This window comes from Azospirillum sp. 11R-A, assembly GCF_049472615.1.
Classification (GTDB): Bacteria; Pseudomonadota; Alphaproteobacteria; order Azospirillales; family Azospirillaceae; genus Azospirillum; species Azospirillum palustre.
The window spans coordinates 146,928-162,727 of record NZ_JBCEBL010000010.1 but is presented as its reverse complement, the minus strand read 5'-3'; the positions used below and the strand labels follow the sequence as shown (position 1 = coordinate 162,727).

The following is a 15,800-nucleotide window of genomic DNA, read 5'->3' as shown; positions in this document are numbered from 1 at the left end:
CACTGGACCTTGGCGGGGTCGCGCCGTATAACCAGTGCCCCACACAATTCGTTGATTGTTCGAGCCATGCACGACCTTCGCGCCATCCGTGAGAATCCCGAAGCCTTCGACCGCGGCCTTGGCCGCCGGGGACTGGCGCCGATGTCGTCCTCCGTGCTCGACCTCGACAGCCGCCGCCGCGCCGCGCAGACCCAGATGCAGGAGATGCAGGCCCGCCGGAACGAGGCGGCAAAGGAAATCGGCCTCGCCAAGCGCGAGGGGCGCGATGCCCAGCCGATCCTGGACGAGATGGCGACCCTGAAGGACCGCCTACCCCAGGTGGAGGAGGAGGAACGCGCACTCGGTGCGGAACTCGACGCCATCCTGGCGGGCATCCCCAACATCCCGGCCGACGACGTGCCGGACGGCCCGGACGAGACCGCCAACGTCGAGGTTCGCCGCTGGGGCACGCCGCCCGACATCGCCAACCCCAAGCAGCATTACGAGCTGGGCGAGGCGCTGGGCCTGATGGACTTCGAGGCGGCGGCCCGCATGTCCGGCGCCCGCTTCACCGTGCTGAAGGGCGGTCTGGCCCGTCTTGAACGCGCGCTCGCCGACTTCATGCTGGACATCCACACCAGCGAGCACGGCTTCACCGAGATCGCGCCGCCGCTGATGGTGCGCGACACCGCCCTGTTCGGCACCGGCCAGCTGCCGAAGTTCGAGGAGGATCTGTTCAAGACCACCTCCAGCGACCATTACCTGATCCCGACCAGCGAGGTGCCGCTGACCAATCTGGTCAACGACCAGATCGTGGCGTCTGAGGAGCTGCCGCTGCGCTACACCGCGCTGACCCCCTGCTTCCGGGCGGAAGCAGGGTCGGCCGGGCGCGACACCCGCGGCATGATCCGCCAGCATCAGTTCTGGAAGGTGGAGATGGTCGCCATCACCGCCCCGGAACAGTCGGAGGACGAGCATCAGCGCATGACCCGCTGCGCCGAGACGGTCCTGGAGCGGCTGGGCCTGCCTTACCGCACCATCGTGCTGTGCACCGGCGACATGGGCTTCTCCTCGCGCAAGACCTATGACGTCGAGGTCTGGCTGCCGGGCCAGAACGCCTACCGCGAGATCTCCAGCATTTCCAATTGCGGCGATTTCCAGGCCCGGCGGATGAAAGCCCGTTGCCGGCCCAAGGGCGAGAAGCAAACTCAGTTCATGCACACCCTCAATGGATCGGGTGTGGCGGTCGGGCGCTGCCTGATCGCGGTTCTGGAGAATTACCAGCAGCCCGACGGTTCGATCCTGGTTCCTGAAGCGCTCCGTCCCTACATGCGCGGAGTGGAGAGGATTTCCATCTGATGTTCGACCTGCCGCTCGACCTGTCCCGGACCCGGATCCTCGTCACCAACGACGACGGCATCCATGCCCAGGGATTAAAGGTCCTGGAAGCCATCGCGCACGAGCTGTCCGACGACGTCTGGGTCGTGGCGCCGGAGATGGAGCAGTCGGCGGCCAGCCATTCGCTGACCATCAACCGGCCGCTGCGCCTGCGCAAACTGGATGAACGCCGCTTCACCGTCGACGGCACGCCGACCGATTGCGTGCTGCTGGCGGTGAACCATGTGATGAAGGACGCCCGTCCGACGCTGGTTCTGTCCGGCGTCAACCAGGGCTCCAACATCGGCGAGGACGTGACCTATTCCGGCACCATCGCCGCGGCGATGGAGGCGACCCTGCTGAACGTGCCGGCCATCGCCATGAGCCAGCATTACGAGCCGGGCCAGCCGATCGACTGGTCCGCCGCCGCCGCCCATGGCGCCGACGTGGTGCGCAAGGCGGTGACGGTGGCCTGGCCGAAGAACGTGCTGCTGAACGTCAACTTCCCGGCCCGCCCGGCCGCGGAGGTGACCGGCATCCAGGTGGTGCGCCACGGCAAGCGCAAGATCGGCGACGAGCTGCTCGAGCGTGTCGACCCGCGCGGCAAGCCCTACATCTGGATCGGCACGCTGCGCGGCGAAGCCGACGTGGCGGACGACACCGACATCCATGTCGTTTTCAACGGCGGCATCTCGGTGACGCCCGTCTATCTCGACCTCACTCATACGCCGACGTTGCAGACGTTGAGGCAGGCCTTCGTGTGACATACAACCCGCGCAAGATCCGCTTGCTGATGGCCCTTCGCGGGGCCGGCGTCACCGACACGCACGTGTTGGCGGCCATCGAGCGGATCCCGCGCGAGCTGTTCGTCCCGGAGGCCTTCCAGGATCGGGCGTGGGAGGACACGGCGCTGCCGATCGATCAGGGCCAGACCATCAGCCAGCCGCTGGTGGTCGGCCTGATGACCCAGGCGCTGGAACTGCTCCCGCGACATCTTGTCCTGGAGGTCGGAACCGGTTCCGGCTATCAGGCGGCGGTGCTGTCGCGGCTCTGCCGCCGGGTCTTCACCATCGAGCGGCTGAAGCCGCTTCTGCGTGAGGCCGAGGGGCGGTTCCGGGTGCTCGACATCGGCAACATCACCACGCGGCTCGGCGACGGGACGCGGGGCTGGCCGGAGCAGGCGCCCTTCGCCCGTATACTGGTCACAGCCGCCGGTGGGCCGGAGCCGCCAAAAGACTTGACGGATCAACTCGCCATTGATGGTGTCTTGGTCATTCCGTTGGGGACCGATCACCGCGACCAGAGGGTCGTGCGTTTCCGGCGCTCCGAAGCTGGCCTTATCCGGGAGGACCTGTGGCCCGTCCGTTTCGTTCCGCTGCTGTCCGACCCGCCGCAATCGGTCCGTTCCGCATGAAACCCGCATTTTCCAAGCGCGTCCTGCCCGCCCTTGTTCTGTCCGCCGCCGTCCTGGCGCTCGGTGCCTGCGAGCGGGTGGGGGGGCTTGCCCCCTTCACCACGGTTTCCGAGGTGCCGGATTCGGCTGGCGGCGCCATCAGCGTGCAGAAGGGCGACAGCGCCTACAGCCTGTCGCGCCGATACAATGTGCCGCTGCGCGACCTGATCGAGGCGAACAAGCTGGCTCCGCCCTACCGGCTGGAAGTCGGGCAGCGGCTGGTGCTGCCGACCTCGCGCCAGTACATCGTGCAGAAGGGCGACAGCCTCTACAGCATCTCCCGGATGCACAATGTCGACGTCAGCGAACTGAGCCGGCTGAACAACTTGGCCCCGCCCTATGCGGTGCAGGTCGGCCAGCCCCTGCGCCTGCCGGGCAGCAATGACAGCAATGGGACCATGGTCGCTTCCGGGATCGCCTCCGGCGGTGCCGTGCCGCTGACGCCGCAGGGTTCGCCCGCCGGCCGCGGGTCGGTGCAGGCGGCCGAGCTTCCGCCGCCCGGCGCGTCCTCCTCCGGCTCCACGTCCTCCGGCGGCATCGCCGCCACGCCGCTGCCGCCGCCGTCCAAGCCTGGGGCCGCGCCGGAACCTGTCCCGGCTCCTCCCGCCGCCGCCGGCGATACCGCCTATCAGCCGGGCCAGGCGCCGACCCTGCTGCGTCCGCCCGGCAGCAAGCCGGCGGCAACGCCGATTCCGGCACCAGCCGCACAACCCGCTCCGCCTGCCGCCGCTCCGCAGCAGGAGGTTGCCGCCGCTGCGCCACCGAAGCCGGAGCCGAAGGCCGAGGTCGGCGCCCCGCCGCCGCGTGGCGGCGCCCGTTTCCTGTGGCCGGTGAAGGGCAAGCTGATCTCCGGCTATGGGCCGAAGCCGGACGGTCTGCACAATGACGGGCTGAACATCGCGGCGGCGAAGGGGACCGCCGTGGTCGCCGCCGACAACGGCGTGGTTGCCTATGCCGGCAACGAGTTGCGCGGCTTCGGCAACTTGCTGCTGCTGAAGCATTCCGACGGCTGGATCACCGCCTACGCCCACCTCGACAAGATCGAGGTGGAGCGCGGCGCTTCGGTGAAGCGGGGGCAGGTGATCGCCCGGGTCGGGCAGACCGGCGGCGTGTCCTCGCCCCAGCTGCATTTCGAGCTGCGCAAAGGCAGCCAGGCCGTCGACCCGAGCGACCAGATGGACCGCAAGGTCAGCGAAGGGACTTCCCGAGGCGGCCAGCCAAGTCCTGGATGAATTGCCAGGCCACCCGGCCCGACCGGCTTCCGCGCGTGACCGACCATTCGACGGCCTCGGCGCGCAGCCGGTCCTCCGGGATCTCCAGGCCGAAATGGCGGACATAGCCCTCGATCATCGCGAAATAGGTGTCCTGGTCGCAGTTGTGGAAGCCCAGCCACAGACCGAAGCGGTCGGACAGCGACACCTTCTCCTCCACCGCTTCCGCCGGGTTGATGGCGGTCGACCGCTCGTTCTCGATCATGTCGCGCGGCATCAGGTGCCGGCGGTTCGAGGTGGCGTAGAACACCACATTGTCCGGCCGCCCTTCGATGCCGCCATCCAGCACCGCCTTCAGCGACTTGTAATGGGCATCGTCATGGTCGAAGGACAGGTCGTCGCAGAACAGGATGAAGCGGCGGGCCTCGCCCTTCAACCGGGTCAGCAGGCGGGGCAGGGTGGGGATGTCCTCGCGGTGGATCTCGACCAGTGCCAGTTCGCCCGGCCGCTCCGTGCAGATGGCGGCGTGGGCGGCCTTGACCAGCGAGCTTTTGCCGGTGCCGCGGGCACCCCACAGCAGGGCGTTGTTGGCCGGCAGGCCGGCGGCGAAGCGGCGGGTGTTTTCCAGCAGGATCTCGCGCTGCCGCTCGATGCCCTGAAGAAGCATGATGTCGACGCGGTTGACCACCGGCACCCCTTCCAGACGGTCGGGATCGGGGTGCCAGACGAAGGCATCCGCCGCACCGAAGTCCAGCGGCCGGTCCGGCGGCGGGGCGAGACGTTCCAGCGCCTCGGCGATGCGGGTCAGCAAGGGGACGAGCGCCTGATCGGCACCGGACTGATCGCCAGGGCTTTTGATTGAGTGCGACATAATTTTCCGGAAATTTTTTCTGGATGTTCCATGGAAAGTGGGTGCCCGCGCAGCCATCTTTCCGACGCCTTCGCACCGTAACACAGCAAGGCAAGCACACAAGCTGTGGTGCGCCCGCGGATTGTGGCGCATCACCATTGCATCCCGGTCATGGGCGGCTATAGTCGCGGCGTCCCGGCGGAACGCCGATCCGGTGCCGAGACCAAACCTGTAAGGAGCTTCCAGATGTTCGTTTCGACGGCTTATGCACAGACGGCGGCCTCGGCTGGCGGCGGCGGTGACATGCTCGTCCAGTTCGCGCCGCTGATCCTGATCTTCGTCGTCTTCTACTTCCTGCTGATCCGTCCGCAGCAGAAGAAGATGAAGGAGCATAAGACCATGCTGTCGGCCATCCGCCGTGGCGACCGCGTCGTGACCGGCGGCGGCATCATCGGTATCGTGACCAAGGTCGGCACCGACGACGAGATCACCGTCGAGATTGCGGAGAACGTGCGCGTGCGCTGCCTGCGCTCCACCGTGAACCTCGTTCTCGCCAAGACCGAGCCGGCCGGCAAGTCCGGCGGCGACACCGCGCCGACCGTCGATGGCGAGGCCAAGCCGGCCGACACCACCGCCGCCGGCGGGATCGGCAAGCTGTTCGGCCGCAAGTAAGCCGCAGCCGGGCCCCTCTTCCACGGGTCGGCCCGAAGGCGCTTCCCGTCCGGCCCGGCCGCTCGCCCCCTCGACGGGGCGGGGCGGTCGCCCGGACCGGGTGTCTGATCGGATTCGAGTGACGCATGCTCTATTTTTCGCGCTGGAAGATTTACCTGATCCTGGCGACCTGCATCGCCGGGTTCATCCTGATGCTGCCCAACTTCATGGGCCGCGACACGCTGGCGGCGCTGCCGTCCTGGTACGCCAACACCCGGGTGTCGCTGGGTCTCGACCTGCGCGGCGGATCGCATCTGTTGCTTGAAGTCGACATGGCCACCGTCATCCGCGACCGCGTGGAAGGTCTGGTGGACGGCGCTCGGCAGCAGCTGCGCACCGCCAATGTCGGCTATACCGCGCTGAACGCCGGCGAGCGCGCCGTGACCGTCCAGTTGCGCGACCCGGCCCAGGCCGAGGAGGCGGTGAAGGCCTTGCGCCAGCTCTCCAGCCCGGTTGGCCGCACGGCTCTGGGCGGCGGTCAGCCGGACCTCGACGTGACCGTCAACGGCGGCACGGTGACCGTGGCGCTGAGCGAGGTCGCCCTGCGCGACCGCGCCACCCAGGCCATCGAGCAGTCGATCGAGATCGTGCGCCGCCGCATCGACGAGACCGGCGTGAACGAGCCGACCATCGCCCGCCAGGGCAACGACCGCATTCTGGTCCAGTTGCCCGGCGTCGAGGATCCCGACCGCATCAAGCGGCTGCTCGGCACCACCGCCAAGATGACCTTCCGCTTGGTCGACGTGAACGCCGATCCCAGCACCGGTCGCGCTCCTCCGGGGTCCGAGATCCTGCCGTCGACCGAGGGCGACCGCTACCAGTCCAAATACGTCATCCGCAAGAAGGTCGAGGTCGACGGCGCCACGTTGCAGAACGCGTCGGCCGGCACCAACCCGCAGACCGGCGAATGGGTGGTGAACTTCGAGTTCAACACCGCCGGCGCCAACCGGTTCGCCGAGGTGACCAAGCAGAATGTCGGCCGGCCCTTCGCCATCGTGCTCGACAACAAGGTCATCAGCGCACCCGTGATCCGCGAGCCGATCACCGGCGGCCGCGGCCAGATCAGCGGCAACTTCACCGCCGCCAACGCCAACGACCTCTCCGTCCTGCTGCGTGCCGGCGCGCTGCCGGCCCCGCTGAAGGTGATCGAGGAGCGGACCGTCGGTCCCGACCTGGGTGCCGATTCGATCCGCGCCGGCCTGACCGCCGTCGTCGTCGGCTTCGTGATGGTCTGCATCTACATGATCGCCTGCTACGGGCTGTTCGGCGCCTTCGCCTGCTCGGCGCTGTTCATCAACCTCGTGCTGACGCTCGCTGCGCTGTCGCTGCTGCAAGCCACCCTGACGCTGCCCGGCATCGCCGGTGTGCTGCTGTCGCTGGGTCTGGCGGTCGACGCCAACATCCTGATCAACGAGCGTATCCGCGAGGAGACGAAGAAGGGCCGTGGGGTCTTCGCCTCGATGGAGGCCGGCTTCAGCCGCGCCTACAGCACCATCGTCGACAGCAACCTGACGACGGCCATCAAGATGGCGCTGCTGTTCGTCTTCGGCACCGGCACCATCAAGGGCTTCGCCGTCACCATCACCTTCGGCATCCTCATCTCCATGTTCACCGCCACGGTGCTTGTGCGCCTGATGATGGTGACGTGGCTGCGCCGGACGCGTCCGGCCGTGTTGCCGGTCTGAGAGGTCTTCCGATGTTCCATCTCCGCCTCGTCCCCGACAACACCAAGATCCCCTTCATGAACGGCCGCATCGCCGGCCTCGTCGTGTCGGCGATCCTGTCAATCGCGTCCATCGTCCTGTTCTTCCATCCCGGCCTGAATTACGGCATCGACTTCCGTGGCGGCATCGTCATCGAAGCCCGCACGCCGCAGGCCGCCGACTTCGCCTCGCTCCGCCATACGCTGTCCGGCCTCGGTATGGGGCAGGTGGCGTTGCAGGAGTTCGGGTCGCCGCAGGACGTGCTGATCCGTCTCGAACGGCAGCCCGGCGACGACGCCGCCCAGCAGGTCGCCGCCGACAAGGTGCGCAACACGCTGGCGCAGTCCATCCCCGGCACCCAGGTCCGCCGTGTCGAAGCCGTCGGCGCGTCGGTCAGCGGCGAGCTGTTCGCCAACGGCATGCTGGCGCTGGGCCTCGCCATGCTGGCGATGCTGGTCTACATCTGGTTCCGCTTCGAATGGCAGTTCGGCTTCGGCGCGGTGGTGACGCTGATCCTCGACATCACCAAGATCGTCGGTTTCTATGCCATCACCGACATCCAGTTCAACCTGACGGCCGTGGCGGCGATCCTGACCGTCATGGGCTACTCGGTGAACGACAAGGTCGTGGTCTATGACCGCATGCGCGAGAATCTGCGCATCTACAAGAAGATGCCGCTGCGCGACCTGATCGACATGTCGATCAACGAGACGCTGAACCGCACCGTCGGCACCTCGGTCTGCACGCTGCTGTCGATCATTCCGCTGGCGCTGTTCGGCGGCGAGGCGCTGCAGGACTTCGGCATCGTGCTGATCTTCGGCGTTATCCTTGCGACCAGCTCGTCGGTGTTCATTGCCGCCCCCATCTTGCTGTTCCTCGGCGAGAATCGCCTGCGGCGCGGTTCTCCCGATGCCGCTTCGGCGGGCAACACCCCGGCGACCACGCCGTAACGCCGGACGTTTGGGGAAGGAGAGGGCAGTATGGCCGACATCATGCCGATGATCCCGTCGGACCGTCAGGTCATCGACGGCTACGGTCCGGGACAGTTCTGCATTTCCGGCCAGTGGCGCGTCGGCGCGGTGATCGTCCTGCCCGACCGCACCCTGGCGTGGGGGGTGACCGACGCCGCCTCCCTGTCGGTGGAGGATTTTGGGCCGGTGCTGGCGGCGGAGCCGAAGGTGGAGATTCTGCTGCTCGGCACCGGTGGCACCATGCGGATGATTCCGAAGGCCCTGCGCCTGGCCCTGCGCGAGCAGGGCATCGTGGTGGAGCTGATGGACAGCCGTGCGGTGTGCCGGACCTACAATGTCCTGCTTGCCGAAGGTCGGCGGGTGGCTGCGGCGATGCTGCCGGTATAAATCCGAATACTCTTACCGGAAATGACAAAGGCGCCCGAAAGGGCGCCTTTGCTTTTTCATACCTCGACAGGAAACGTTACGCGGCCAGCTGCTCGGCGGCGAAGTCCCAGTTGGCGAGGTTGTCGATGACCGCCTTCACGAAATCGGCGCGGCGGTTCTGGAAATCGACGTAATAGGCATGCTCCCACACGTCGATGGTGAAGAGCGGCTTCTGGCCGTGCGCCAGCGGGGTGTCGGCGTTACCGGTCTTGCCGACCTTCAGCTTGCCGCCGTCCAGGTACAGCCAGGCCCAGCCCGAGCCGAACTGGGTCAGGGCGGCCTGGGTCAGCTCTTCCTTGAACTTCTCGACGCTGCCGAAGTCGGCGACGATGCGCTGCTCCAGGGCGGCCGGCATCTTGCCGCCGTCCTTCTTCAGGCACTGCCAGAAGAAGGTGTGGTTCCACACCTGGGCGGCGTTGTTGAAGATGCCGACCTTGGACGAATCGCCGGCAGAGGCCTTGATGACCTCCTCCAGGCTGGCGTCGGCCAGCGGGGTGTCCTTGGTCAGGTTGTTCAGGTTGGTGACGTAGGTCTGGTGGTGCTTGTCATGATGCAGGTGCAGGGTCTCCGACGAGATGTACGGAGCCAGAGCGTCGTACGCATACGGAAGCGGCGGAAGTTCGAACGCCATTTGATTTACCCTCTCTTATTTGATTGTCCTTCCGGGCCGTGCCTTGCGGGCACGGCACCTCCGTCCGTCCAAATAGGCCGATGACGGAAGCTTGTGAAGGCCGGAAACACTCTCGAACGTCGTATAGGGTTATTTCCATTCGACAAAGTGGCCTCCGCCGCCCGGTTTCCCGAGCGCACGGCGGCCTCCAAGGTGGCGGGAAGTCCCGTTTCCGTCCAGTCGCCGGCCAGCGTCAGGTTGCTCCAGCGCGTCCGCGTCCCCGGTCGGCGCATCACCGATTCGGGAGACTGGTCGGGGGTCGCCCGCCGCTCCTTCACCACGCGGACGGGCGGAATCGGGTCCCCGAGTCGCGGTGCCGGGTGCAGGTGTGGGGCGATCTCCGCCCACAGGCGGCCGGCGATCTCCTCGGCCGGCAGATCGGCCAGCGCATCCGCGTCGCTGACGGTGACCGACAGCAGGTCGTCACGGGCGAACAGCCATTCCGCGGTTCCCCCGACCAGCCCGGCGAAGGGCAGGCCGCCCGGCAATCGCACCGGCCCGTCGAGTTGGAAATGCAGATTGACGATGGCCGGCCCCGGCGGCGGCACGGTCAGCCCCGGCAGCAGCCGTTCCGCCACCCAGGCCGGCGCAGCGACGATCACGCTGTCGAGCGGGCCGAGCGTCACGGCGCTGCCGGCAGCAGCAAATCCGCTCACGCGGTCCTGATCGAAGGTCACCCGATCGACCCGGGCGCCGAGATGCAGCGCCGCACCGGCCGCCCGCAGCCGTGCCAGGGCCGGCTCGACGAAGGCGGCGGAGAGGCCATACGGCGCCAGCACCGGCCGGCAGGCTGCCTCGCCGCGGAGCAGTGTCTCGCGCAGCACCGCGCCGAACAGGCGGGCCGAGATGCGCTCCATCGGCCCGTTCAGCGCCGACACCGCCAGAGGGCGCCACAGCGGCTCGAACAGCGCTCCACCGGGGGGGAGGCGGTCGGCAACGGACTGCGCCCGCCCGGCCGTCAGGCAGCGCAGGGCGGTAAGATAGTCGAGCAGCCGGCTACCCGGCACCCGGCGGGCCGGGTCGAACAGCCATAGCCCACCGGGACGGAGGGTCCAGGCAGCCCCGCTGCGCAGATCGAGGAAGGGAAACGCCGCCGGCCGCAGTTCCTCCAGCGCATGGTATCCGCCGGTCCGCCGGGCATAGTCGAGCAAAGCCCGGTTGCCGCTGAGCACCATATGGTTGCCGTTGTCGATCAGCCGGCCGAGCGTCGCATCATGGAAGCTTCGGCAGCGTCCGCCGGCTTGCGGCGCCTGGTCGTAGAGAGCGACGCGCCGCCCCGCTTCCACCAGCCGGACGGCGGCAGCCAGCCCGGCGAGCCCGGCGCCGACGACATGGACGGTTCCGGTGCCGCTCATCAGCCGGCCGGAGGGATGCCGAGCATGCAGCGCACCGCCACCCAGGCGCTTTCCCGCCGGCCGACGCGGACGCGGGCCTTCAGGTCGCGCCAGCCGGCGGCGCGGAGGCGCGTCAGCAGGCGATGGTACAGCACCATCATGGCGGTCGCGGCCCACAGCGATCCGCGCGCCTGCCCGGCGATGGCGGAGCGTGCCTCGGCGAAGCGGGCTTCCGCGAGATTGGCCAGCGCCTCGCAGGCTTTGGGCAGGGCGGGGTTGGCCAACACCTCGTCCGGGTCGGTGGCGTCGATGCCGGCGGCCCGCAGCAGTTCGCGCGGCAGGTACAGCCGGCGCAATTCCGCATCCTCGGCCAGATCGCGCAGGATGTTGGTGAGTTGCAGGGCCTCGCCCAGCGCCAGGGCGAAACGCTCCGTGGCCGGGTCGGCGCGGTCGAAGACACGGATGGCCAGCATGCCGACGGCACCGGCGACGCGCCGGCAATAGAGCCGCAAGGTGTCGAGATCCGGTGCCTGCATGCCGCCGGCCTCCTCGCCGGCGACATCCATCGCCATGCCGTCGATCAGCGCCTCAAACTCCGCCCGTGGCAGTCCGTAGCGCTCGATGGCGCCTTTCAGCGCAGCGGTCAGCGGGCCGCCGGGCGCACCCCCGACATAAAGGTCGCGGATGTCGCGCCGCCAGACGTCGAGTGCGGCCCGCTTGTCGGCAGGCTCGCCCGGTTCGTCGGCAATGTCATCGATCCGGCGGCAGAAGGCATAGATGGCGAACATCGCCGCCCGCTTGGAAGCGGGCAGCAGACGCATCGGCCAATAGAAGGTGCTGCCGGACCTGGCAGTGACGGAGGTCGCCGTATCGGGCGCCGTCCTGTCCGGCGCATTTTTGTCCGGCGACGTCGTGGATACCGGTTCCAGCGGGGCCGTCTCCAGCGGCGGAGGGGTCATCTGTGACATCCTGGGCATTGCACGTCGTGACGTGCCTGACGGTGCACGTCGCGACGTGTGGCCCCGGAGTTTATGCGGCGGAGAAGCTCCGCGCCAGCCCCCGCGCCACGGCGGCCAGCTTGTGATGCGCACCCAGCGTCACCCGCGTCTTCATCGGGTCGCGGGACTTCAGGCGCCGCGACAGCGATTCGGCGAGGCTGAGGATCACCGCCGCCTCCATCCGCAGGCCGCGATGCTGGATCAGGCCGGGCAGGGCGGCGGCGCGTTCCAGCAGGCGGTCGGTATGCTCCAGCGCCTGATCGAAGATGGCGCGCATGCGGGCGTCGCTCTCGACTTCGACAAGGCGCTCCACGCTGATTCCGGCCTCGTCGAACCAGGCCAGCGGGATGTAGCAGCGCCCGAGCTGCGTCCAGTCCTCCCGCGCGTCCTGGAGATGGTTCAACACCTGCAGGGCGGAGCAGAGCGCATCGGACGCCGGCCCGGCGGCCACACCCTCGCCATGCAGCTCCAGCAGGTAGCGGCCGACCGGATTGGCCGAGAAGCGGCAGTAGAGAAGCAGGTCGCTCCAGCTGTGGCAGCGGGCGCCGACCGAATCGCGGCGGAAGGCGCGAAGGATCTGGCGGGCATGGCGGTCGCTGACGCCGGTCTTTTGCAGGCTCTCCCGCAGATCGGTGGCCGGCTTCAGATAGGCATGCTTGGCCTGGCCCGAGGTCAGCGCCCGTTCCAGCGCCTCCAGATAAGCCAGCTTGGTCTCCGGTTCGAGATCCGCATCGTCGGCGATGTCGTCGGCCAGACGCACGAAGCGGTAGAAGGCGATCACATGCGGACGCAGATGCTTCGGTATCAGGCGGGACGCGACGGGGAAATTCTCTCCCGATTCGTCCTTGCGTGCGACCGGACCGGTCTTGCGGGGTTTCGTCGGGGCGATGTTGAAATCCGTCATGGGATCCCTGCCTGCTGCGCGTCGGGGCTGGCGGTGCGACCGTGTGTGCTTCATATAGGCGTAGCAACAGGCTTTGGCCCGTCCTTCCATCGCTCCTCCCCTCTTTTTCCAATCGGGCATCCCATGGTGAAGGCTGCGACCGACCTGTCCTATTGCGGACGGGAGGTTCGGAAATATGACAACGACCACTTTCTGGCAGGTCTGTTCACCCCTGCCGACAGGCGCGAGGCGACGTTCGCGCTCTATGCTTTCAACCTCGAGATCGCGAAAACGCGCGAGGTGGTCAGTGAACCGATCCTTGGCCAAATGAGACTTCAATTCTGGCGCGACGGGATCGAAGCCGTCTATGAGGATGGACCCGTACCCCGGCATGAGGTGATGGAGCCGCTGGCCCAGGCGGCGCGCGGGCTGGGGTTGAGCCGTTCCCTGTTCGACCGGCTGATCGACGCCCGGGAAGCCGATCTGGACGACACGCCGCCGGCCGACCTGACCTGTCTCGTCAACTATGCCGAGGTGACCGGGGCGCCGCTGGTCAAGCTGGCGCTGGAGATTCTGGGCGTGCGGGATGCGGCGGCGATGGCGGCCGGGCGCCATGTCGGCATCGCCTATGCCCTGTCCGGCATCCTGCGGGCGGTGCCGTTCCTGGCGCGTCAGCACCGTCTGCGCCTGCCGGACGACCTGATGCAGCGCCACGGCGCCAAAGCTGAGGATCTGTTCGCCGGACGCTCGACGCCTGAACTGCGGCCGGTGGTGGGGGAGATCGCCGATACGGCACGCAAGCATCTGGCCGAGGCCCGCGCCCTGCGCCGCGACATGCCGAAGGCGGCGACCCCGGCATTGCTGCCGGCGACGCTGGCCGACCTGCATCTGGGCGTGATCGCGCGCGAGGGCAACGACGTGTTCGCCCCGCGCGTCCTGCTGGCCAATCCGTTCCGTCAGCTTCGGCTGGGCTGGGCGGCGATGCGCGGGCGCTACTGACGCCCGCGCCATACGGAAATCCGCAGATACCCGCCGGTCAGCCCTTCAGCCAGCCGTCAAGGTCGGCCATTGCCCGGCGGGTGTAGGCCAGCTTGCGGTCGCGGCCGCGGATCTTGTCGTCCACCGGCGGGAACAGGCCGAAATTCACGTTCATCGGCTGGTAGGTTTCTGCCTCCGCCCCGCCGGTGATGTGGCCGAGGATGGCACCGAGCGCCGTGGTCACTGGGGGCGCGCTGATCTCGTGGCCCAGACGCTCCGCGGCGGCGAAACGGCCGGCGAGCAGGCCGACGGCCGCGCTCTCCACATAGCCTTCGCAACCCGTGACCTGACCGGCGAAGCGCAGGCGGGGCAGCGACTTCAGCCGCAGGGCGCCGTCCAGGATGCGCGGGCTGTTCAGGAAGGTGTTGCGGTGCATGCCGCCCAGCCGGGCGAACTCGGCATTCTCCAGGCCGGGGATCATCCGGAAGATGCGGGCCTGTTCGGCATGGCGCAGCTTGGTCTGGAAGCCGACGAGGTTGTACAGCGTGCCGAGCGCATTGTCCTGGCGCAGTTGGACCACCGCATAGGGGCGGCGTTCCGGCCTGTGCGGATTGGTCAGGCCGACCGGCTTCATCGGGCCGTAGCGCAGGGTGTCGACGCCGCGCTCCGCCATAACCTCGATCGGCAGGCAGCCTTCGAAGTAGGGGGTGTTCTTCTCCCACTCCTTGAAGTCGAGTTTCTCGCCCTCGATCAGCGCGGCGATGAAGGCGCGGTACTCGTCCTTCTCGAAGGCGCAGTTGATGTAGTCCTTGCCGGTGCCGCCGGGACCGGGCTTGTCGTAACGCGACTGGAACCACGCCTTCGACAGGTCGACGCTCTCCAGATAGACGATGGGGGCGATGGCGTCGAAGAAGGCCAGCGACTCCTCGCCGGTCTGGACGCGCACCGCCTCGGCCAGGGCGGGGGAGGTGAGGGGGCCGCTGGCGACGATGACGCTGTCCCACTCCTCCGGCGGCAGGCCGGCGACCTCCTCGCGCTGGATGGTGATCAGCGGATGGGTGGTGACCGCCTCCGTCACCGCATCGGCGAAACCGTCGCGGTCCATGGCGAGCGCGCCGCCGGCCGGCACCTTGTGCGCGTCGGCGCAGCGCAGGATCAGCGAGCCGCAGCGCCGCATCTCCTCATGCAGCAGCCCGACCGCATTGTATTCGGCATCATCCGACCGGAAGGAGTTGGAACAGACCAGTTCCGCCAGCTTGTCGGTATCATGGGCCTCGGTCTTGCGGACCGGCCGCATCTCGTGCAGCACGACGGGCACACCGCGGGAGGCGAGCTGCCACGCGGCTTCCGAGCCGGCGAGACCGCCGCCGATGACATGGACGGGGCGAAGGGAGTCGGTCATTGGGCTTTCCAGAACACAGTGTGATGCAGGCGGGCGAAGAGCAGGCGGATCAGGGGCGGGTTATGGCGCTCCGCATCGCCGAGATCCAGGACTCAATGAGCGCGGCATGGGAAGGAAGGCGGGAAAACAGGTCCTCCGCCTTTTCCTCGTCGTAGGTGTGAACCGTCAGATTGCGGTCGTTCATCATCGCGAGGGCGAGTTCCGTCTGCTCCTCGGTCAGGAAGCCTGCGATCTGGCTCTCGCGGACCATCGCCTTGGGGCTTGCCGAGTTCAGACGTTCCATACCCATCTGATCGGCAATGACCGATCTTGCGGCTTTCCAGACCGTTTCCGTCGCCAGAGTGAAACGCAGGATGGCGGAGTCGCGAACAACGTCGTCGGCTGGCCGGGCGAGCACTTCCTTAAGCCGCGTCAATGCCTGATATGCGGTGTCGAGTTTCCGATTCATAGTCTCCATTCGACACCCTCCCGTTCGACTTCCTGCCGCAATTCCGGCCGTGCCGCATGGAGATCGACCACATCCACGAAGTACGGAACGGTACTTTCCTCCAAATCCTCGGCGATTTCCCCGATGAGGTTGGGAGGCAGCGGTTCCAGCGGGTCGATGGCCACGTCGATATCGCTCCAGTGCCCGGCGTCGCCACGGGCACAGGAACCGAACAAGTAGACATGGGCAGGATGTCCGGCCAAACGGGCGAATACGATGCGCTTCACGGTTTCGAGAGCGCGCAGGCGCACAGGATTCAGCATGGCTCGCAGTTTAACACAGTTCGATACTGCATGCGGTCATTGGAAAAAGCCGGCCTTCGCGGAGAAGGCCGGCTGCAAGTCGATCAGGAGTCAGTCAGAACATG

Annotated in this window: 17 protein-coding genes; 9 read left to right on the top strand and 8 right to left on the bottom strand. The window is 67.5% G+C overall.

Features of this window, described 5'->3' with window-relative positions; all coding sequences use genetic code 11:
• Positions 1-66 precede the first annotated feature (66 nt).
• Genes serS through VH569_RS16075 form a run of 4 tightly spaced genes read left to right on the top strand, consistent with a single transcriptional unit; the run spans position 67 to position 4,041 of the window.
• Positions 67-1,338, top strand: coding sequence for a serine--tRNA ligase (gene serS / locus VH569_RS16090; RefSeq protein ID WP_423316239.1), 1,272 nt, complete (start codon positions 67-69; stop codon positions 1,336-1,338).
• Positions 1,338-2,120 (top strand): 5'/3'-nucleotidase SurE, encoded by a 783-nt coding sequence (gene surE / locus VH569_RS16085; RefSeq protein WP_423316238.1) that lies wholly within the window; start codon positions 1,338-1,340, stop codon positions 2,118-2,120. Before serS ends, surE begins: the two co-directional genes overlap by 1 nt.
• On the top strand, positions 2,117-2,770 hold the full coding sequence (locus VH569_RS16080; RefSeq protein ID WP_423316237.1) for a protein-L-isoaspartate(D-aspartate) O-methyltransferase: 654 nt from the start codon (positions 2,117-2,119) through the stop codon (positions 2,768-2,770). The genes surE and VH569_RS16080 overlap by 4 nt, the downstream gene beginning before the upstream one ends.
• Complete coding sequence (locus VH569_RS16075) at positions 2,767-4,041, top strand: peptidoglycan DD-metalloendopeptidase family protein (RefSeq protein ID WP_423316236.1); 1,275 nt, start codon at positions 2,767-2,769, stop codon at positions 4,039-4,041. The genes VH569_RS16080 and VH569_RS16075 overlap by 4 nt, the downstream gene beginning before the upstream one ends.
• On the opposite strand, the gene VH569_RS16070 is transcribed toward VH569_RS16075, so the two are convergent.
• Positions 3,998-4,891, bottom strand: coding sequence for an ATP-binding protein (locus VH569_RS16070; protein ID WP_423316235.1), 894 nt, complete (start codon positions 4,889-4,891; stop codon positions 3,998-4,000). The two genes, VH569_RS16075 and VH569_RS16070, sit on opposite strands and share 44 nt — an antisense overlap.
• A 225-nt stretch (positions 4,892-5,116) precedes the next feature.
• Between VH569_RS16070 and yajC the strand changes: the two genes are divergently transcribed.
• The 4 genes from yajC (at position 5,117) to VH569_RS16050 (ending at position 8,642) form a co-directional block, all read left to right on the top strand.
• The gene (gene yajC / locus VH569_RS16065) at positions 5,117-5,542 is read left to right on the top strand and encodes a preprotein translocase subunit YajC (protein WP_423316234.1); all 426 of its coding nucleotides are present in this window, start codon (positions 5,117-5,119) and stop codon (positions 5,540-5,542) included.
• 125 nt (positions 5,543-5,667) lie between these two features.
• Entirely contained in the window at positions 5,668-7,266 is a 1,599-nt protein-coding gene (gene secD, locus VH569_RS16060; protein WP_423316233.1) for a protein translocase subunit SecD, read from the top strand.
• Positions 7,267-7,277: 11 nt separating this feature from the next.
• A complete protein-coding gene (gene secF, locus VH569_RS16055; RefSeq protein WP_109446224.1) occupies positions 7,278-8,234 on the top strand; it encodes a protein translocase subunit SecF in 957 nt (318 codons plus the stop codon).
• Positions 8,235-8,264: 30 nt separating this feature from the next.
• Entirely contained in the window at positions 8,265-8,642 is a 378-nt protein-coding gene (locus VH569_RS16050) for an Mth938-like domain-containing protein (protein ID WP_423316232.1), read from the top strand.
• Between the two features lie 76 nt (positions 8,643-8,718).
• Here the strand turns inward: VH569_RS16050 and VH569_RS16045 are convergent, their stop codons facing one another.
• From VH569_RS16045 to VH569_RS16030, 4 genes are all read right to left on the bottom strand, one after another.
• Positions 8,719-9,312: a superoxide dismutase gene (locus tag VH569_RS16045; RefSeq protein ID WP_109446220.1), complete on the bottom strand. Its 594-nt coding sequence runs from the start codon at positions 9,310-9,312 to the stop codon at positions 8,719-8,721.
• A gap of 5 nt (positions 9,313-9,317) precedes the next feature.
• Entirely contained in the window at positions 9,318-10,706 is a 1,389-nt protein-coding gene (hpnE, locus tag VH569_RS16040; protein ID WP_423316231.1) for a hydroxysqualene dehydroxylase HpnE, read from the bottom strand.
• Positions 10,706-11,644, bottom strand: coding sequence for a presqualene diphosphate synthase HpnD (gene hpnD, locus VH569_RS16035; protein WP_423316230.1), 939 nt, complete (start codon positions 11,642-11,644; stop codon positions 10,706-10,708). The genes hpnE and hpnD overlap by 1 nt, the downstream gene beginning before the upstream one ends.
• A 70-nt stretch (positions 11,645-11,714) precedes the next feature.
• The gene (locus VH569_RS16030; protein ID WP_109050087.1) at positions 11,715-12,587 is read right to left on the bottom strand and encodes a squalene/phytoene synthase family protein; all 873 of its coding nucleotides are present in this window, start codon (positions 12,585-12,587) and stop codon (positions 11,715-11,717) included.
• Between VH569_RS16030 and VH569_RS16025 the strand changes: the two genes are divergently transcribed.
• The gene (locus tag VH569_RS16025; protein WP_423316229.1) at positions 12,477-13,565 is read left to right on the top strand and encodes a phytoene/squalene synthase family protein; all 1,089 of its coding nucleotides are present in this window, start codon (positions 12,477-12,479) and stop codon (positions 13,563-13,565) included. The two genes, VH569_RS16030 and VH569_RS16025, sit on opposite strands and share 111 nt — an antisense overlap.
• 37 nt (positions 13,566-13,602) lie before the next feature.
• Here VH569_RS16025 and trmFO read toward each other — a convergent pair whose 3' ends face one another.
• Genes trmFO through VH569_RS16010 form a run of 3 tightly spaced genes read right to left on the bottom strand, consistent with a single transcriptional unit; the run spans position 13,603 to position 15,696 of the window.
• Complete coding sequence (trmFO, locus tag VH569_RS16020; protein WP_423316228.1) at positions 13,603-14,946, bottom strand: methylenetetrahydrofolate--tRNA-(uracil(54)-C(5))-methyltransferase (FADH(2)-oxidizing) TrmFO; 1,344 nt, start codon at positions 14,944-14,946, stop codon at positions 13,603-13,605.
• A 49-nt stretch (positions 14,947-14,995) separates the two neighbouring features.
• Positions 14,996-15,403: a nucleotidyltransferase substrate binding protein gene (locus VH569_RS16015; protein WP_423316227.1), complete on the bottom strand. Its 408-nt coding sequence runs from the start codon at positions 15,401-15,403 to the stop codon at positions 14,996-14,998.
• Positions 15,391-15,696: a nucleotidyltransferase family protein gene (locus VH569_RS16010; protein ID WP_423316226.1), complete on the bottom strand. Its 306-nt coding sequence runs from the start codon at positions 15,694-15,696 to the stop codon at positions 15,391-15,393. The genes VH569_RS16015 and VH569_RS16010 overlap by 13 nt, the downstream gene beginning before the upstream one ends.
• Positions 15,697-15,800: the final 104 nt, after the last annotated feature.